At 41.7% G+C, this 4235-nt stretch carries 4 protein-coding genes; all 4 read left to right on the top strand.

What is annotated here, in order from left to right:
• Positions 1 to 917, top strand: a 917-nt coding sequence (locus tag PHF32_08630; protein MDD4560780.1) for a type I restriction-modification system subunit M, incomplete at its 5' end; no start/stop codon positions are given.
• The gene (locus tag PHF32_08625; GenBank protein ID MDD4560779.1) at positions 910 to 2157 is read left to right on the top strand and encodes a restriction endonuclease subunit S; all 1248 of its coding nucleotides are present in this window, start codon (positions 910 to 912) and stop codon (positions 2155 to 2157) included. The genes PHF32_08630 and PHF32_08625, both read left to right, overlap by 8 nt.
• Positions 2157 to 3977: a DUF262 domain-containing protein gene (locus PHF32_08620; GenBank protein MDD4560778.1), complete on the top strand. Its 1821-nt coding sequence runs from the start codon at positions 2157 to 2159 to the stop codon at positions 3975 to 3977. Before PHF32_08625 ends, PHF32_08620 begins: the two co-directional genes overlap by 1 nt.
• A gap of 14 nt (positions 3978 to 3991) precedes the next feature.
• A partial coding sequence (locus tag PHF32_08615; protein MDD4560777.1) for a type I restriction endonuclease occupies positions 3992 to 4235 on the top strand: 244 nt, incomplete at its 3' end.

Raw genomic sequence — 4235 nt, 5'->3', positions numbered from 1 at the left:
TGACATCCTTGAAGCTCTGGTGTGATGAGCACCAAGCCAAACTTGAAGCCTTGCCTGCAGAGCGTAATGTTTATGACCTCTATCATGCCTTCTCAGCCACGATCACTGCCAAGATCAGCTCTTTGGGTATCCTCGATGAGTTCAAATGCCGAGGTGCCTTTGCCGGATTCTGGAACGATATCTTCAATGATCTGCGCAGTGTGGCAGCCAGCGGATGGAATGCCGAACTAATACCTGATGATGAAATCCTGCAAAGCCAATTCCCTGAGGTGATCAAAGAGCTTAATGACTGCATCGCCAAGCGGGATGAACTGGAAGCTCTCTTCTCTGAAGTGAATGATCTGGAAGAGGGTGCCTGGAATGAAGAAGAATACGAATTCTTTCCCAAAGGAGAACTGGCTGAAGTTAAGACGACCATTAAGAACCTGGGTGCTGAACTGAAAGAGCTGAATAAGGACATCAAGAACAAGACAAAACAGATCAAAGCCCTCAAGAAGAGCGGCGAAGCATATGGTGAGATAGAAAGGGCGTTAGAATCACTCCAAAAACCTGCATTGGAACTTGAACATCGGATTGCAGAACAGGAAGCTCGCATTGCCAAACATCTGGAGATAGAAAAGGAACTGAAAGAAAGCCGTAAGAAGATCAAGGAGATCAAGGAACTCAAAGAGCAACTGGTGGAACAGGCAAGAAGCAAGATCAGTGAAGCCGAGGCAAAAGAGTTGATCCTACAAAGATGGGAAGCAACCCTTTCCACGAAAGTTAACGAACATTTAATTCAGTATAGCAGAGACCTGAGATCTGCTCTTGAAAAGCTTTGGGACAAGTATGACCAACCCTTGCATAGGATTCTGCAAGAACGGGATAATGCTGTAACAGAACTAAGCAAGTATCTGAAGGAACTTGGATATGAGTGAGTGGAGAAAGAGTTACCTATGTCAACTAGCTGAAATTATCAAAGGTGATCAAGTAAATTCTGACACATTAGATCAAACTGGGAAGTATCCAGTTATAAATGGTGGCATTGAACCATCTGGGTATCTGGACAGGTGGAATAGGGAAAGGGAATCTATTACAATTAGCGAGGGCGGGAATTCATGCGGATATGTTTCATTGATGAAACAACGTTTTTGGAGTGGAGGTCACTGTTACACATTGAAAAATGTTCAAATAAGTAATTCATACCTATATCACTATCTTAAGTTCATCCAACAAGATATTATGAAACTTAGAGTAGGAAGTGGATTACCAAATATTCAGCGGAATGATATTGATGAGATAGAAGTATATTATCCCCTTGATGATCAAGAACAGATTAGAATAGCTATTATACTCAGCACAGTTGATGAAGTGATTGAAAAGACCGAAGCTGCTATAGATAAATACCAAGCCATCAAAGCCGGGATGATGCAAGACCTGTTCACTAGAGGCATTGACACTCAGACAGGCAAGTTGCGACCCACGATTGAGGAAGCTCCAGAACTCTATAAAGAATCAAAATTGGGATGGATACCAAAGGAATGGGATGTAACAGATTTTGACGATGTAATAAAGGAGTATTTTGATTTTCGAGGCAAAACACCTCTCAAGTTAGGGATGAATTGGGGCGGAGGGTCCATAAAAGCTATATCAGCTAATAACATTGAGCCTGGTTTCATAAATTTCAACAAGGAACACTACTTAGCAAGTGAAGATCTGTATAGAGCATGGATGAACCACGGAGACTGCTCTAAGGGAGATGTTGTAATGACGTCAGAAGCTCCACTTGGAGTAGTTGCTCAAATTCCAGATAATAATAAGTACATTCTCAGCCAAAGGGTCTTCTTATTCAAGGTAAAACCTTCTTCGATAACTAATGATTATCTATACTACTTGATGAATACCGATAGATTTCAAAATGACTTACAGAGACAATCAAGTGGATCTACAGTTACAGGTATACAACAAGCGAGATTGGCGAGAATACGGATGCAGTTGACAAGATCCTTAGAAGAACAACTGCATATCTCAAAGATACTGAAATCGATAGACTTAGGAATATCTGATAATAAAGAAATGCTGAGTAAATACAAGAATCTCAAACATGGTCTGATGGCAGACCTTCTAACCGGAAAAGTAAGAGTAAATCTAAATGATAATAAAGTGGAGAAAGGCTAATGTCTAAAATCGAGAATCACAAGTACACAATCTATCAGGCGTTTAATGAGTGTTTTTACAATGTCCCTGATTATCAGAGGGAGTATGTGTGGCAAGAGAAGGAAGTAGTCCGGCTATTGGATGATATTGTCGATGAGATGGACGGAAACAGCAAAACTGAATACTTTGTGGGAACCATAATAGTAACTCCCAGAGAATCAATCAATCAATTTGACGTGATAGATGGGCAACAGAGGCTCACAACCTTCTATCTGATCCTCTGTGCGATGAAAGCACTGTTTGACCTTAGAGGTGAAGAGAATGAAATCAATAGCCTGATATCATCAAGCAAGGTTTTAGACACCGGAAAAACAAAGAAGATACTAAAGCTTGAGCCAAGGTATGATGGTGCCTTCGAGATAATACAGTGCATCATCAAAGAAAATAGTGACTCTTTAACCACTGAGAAAGCAATCAAGGCATCGGGAATTAACACTTACGGTGCACTCAAGAATATCGTGAATGCCTATGGAACGGTGTATGACTATCTGAATGATAACTTTCCCGAAACTGACAAACTGCTCAAGTTTTGGGCATACCTCGCCAATCGGGTAGTCTTTATTCAGATATCCACAGAGATCAGCAGCGCCTTGAAGATATTCGAGACAATCAATGAAAGGGGTATTGGGCTTAATCCGATGGACTTGATGAAGAACCTGATCTTCAGGCAAGCGGATGCGGATGAGTTCTCCAAGCTCAAAGATGAATGGAAGAAGATCACGAAACCGCTTGAGGAAAGACAGGAAAAACCGCTGCGTTTTTTGCGCTATTATCTGATGTCGAACTATCCAATTGATAACAGCAGAAAAGACTACATTCTCAGAGAAGATGAGATTTATGATTGGCTGGTAGATGAAAAGAATGCCTCTCTTTGCGGATACAAGAAAGACCCCTTTGCTTTCGTTAAGCATCTGATTGACAATCTGAAGTGCTATTTGGCATACATAGATGGCAAGGATAAAGATGGCAAAGATAACGTTTATACAGATAACCTGAGAATGCTCTGCGGAGGTGCTTTCAGCTTGCACTACATTCTCATGCTTGCAGTTAGATCGCTGCAGATCGATCTGTTCAATCATTTCGTGAAAAAGCTTGAGATCTTCTTATTCTATTACATCTTTACCAAGACACCTACCAAAGAACTGGAAAGATACTTCGCACTGTGGGTGGGGGAACTGAGGGATATTACCAAACTCCCTGATCCTGATAGCCAGAAGACAGCGTTGGATGAGTTTATTGATAAACATTTTGTCCCTAATGTTCAAGCGAAACAAACTGAACTGGCAGCATTCCTAGGGACATACACATTGGGCACACTCCAATACTACAGATCAAAGTACTTCCTTGCAAAACTGACTCAGTATATAGAGCAGCATTTTGTCGGGATTGGAGACCCAAGAACTCTGAAGAACTTCATGGGATTCGAGATTGAGCATATCCTACCAGACAATCCGGAAAACGATTTGAAAGCGGACTTCTTATTGAAGAATCCTGGTAAAGATTATGAGCAGTATAAGATTAAGCTTGGGAACCTGACCTTGCTTCAGAAGCCTTTGAACATAGTGGCAAGCAACAACTTCTATGCCTTGAAAGCCCCTCTCTACAAAGATTGTGGAATCTACTTCACTCGTAGCTTGGTGGAGATGCCGACCATTGGTAATCAATCATCAGTGAACAGGATAAATCAATTTCTGAAAGTGTTTCCCGATTGGAATGCTGCTGCCATTGACGAGAGACAGCATTTGCTGATAAATCTGGCTTTAGAGGTTTGGAAGATATAAACTGGTGAGGAATAATGTCCGAATATAATAGCGTTGAACGTCCCTTCCTGGATAAGCTGCAGCAGCTTGGTTGGGAGGTAATAGATCAGGGAACCGGATTTACTCCCTATGATCCAAGTATCAGCAGGCGGGAAAGCTTCCGGGAGTATATCCTCGAGAATGAGTTTAGAGCTTCTCTGAAACGAATCAACCTGACTGAAGACGGCAGAAGCTGGCTGACGGATAAACAGCTTGAGGCGGTGCTAAGCGAGCTGACCA

Source organism: Candidatus Cloacimonadota bacterium (genome assembly GCA_028706475.1).
Lineage (GTDB): Bacteria > Cloacimonadota > Cloacimonadia > Cloacimonadales > Cloacimonadaceae > UBA5456.
The sequence above is the reverse complement of the archived record's forward strand: the minus strand, read 5'-3'. Positions and strand labels throughout refer to the sequence as shown.

Excerpts from the sequence above, each read along its gene's own strand:
- PHF32_08620 (MDD4560778.1), top strand. The coding sequence starts at position 2,157 with ATGTCTAAAATCGAGAATCACAAGTACACAATCTATCAGGCGTTTAAT.
- PHF32_08625 (MDD4560779.1), top strand. The coding sequence starts at position 910 with ATGAGTGAGTGGAGAAAGAGTTACCTATGTCAACTAGCTGAAATTATC.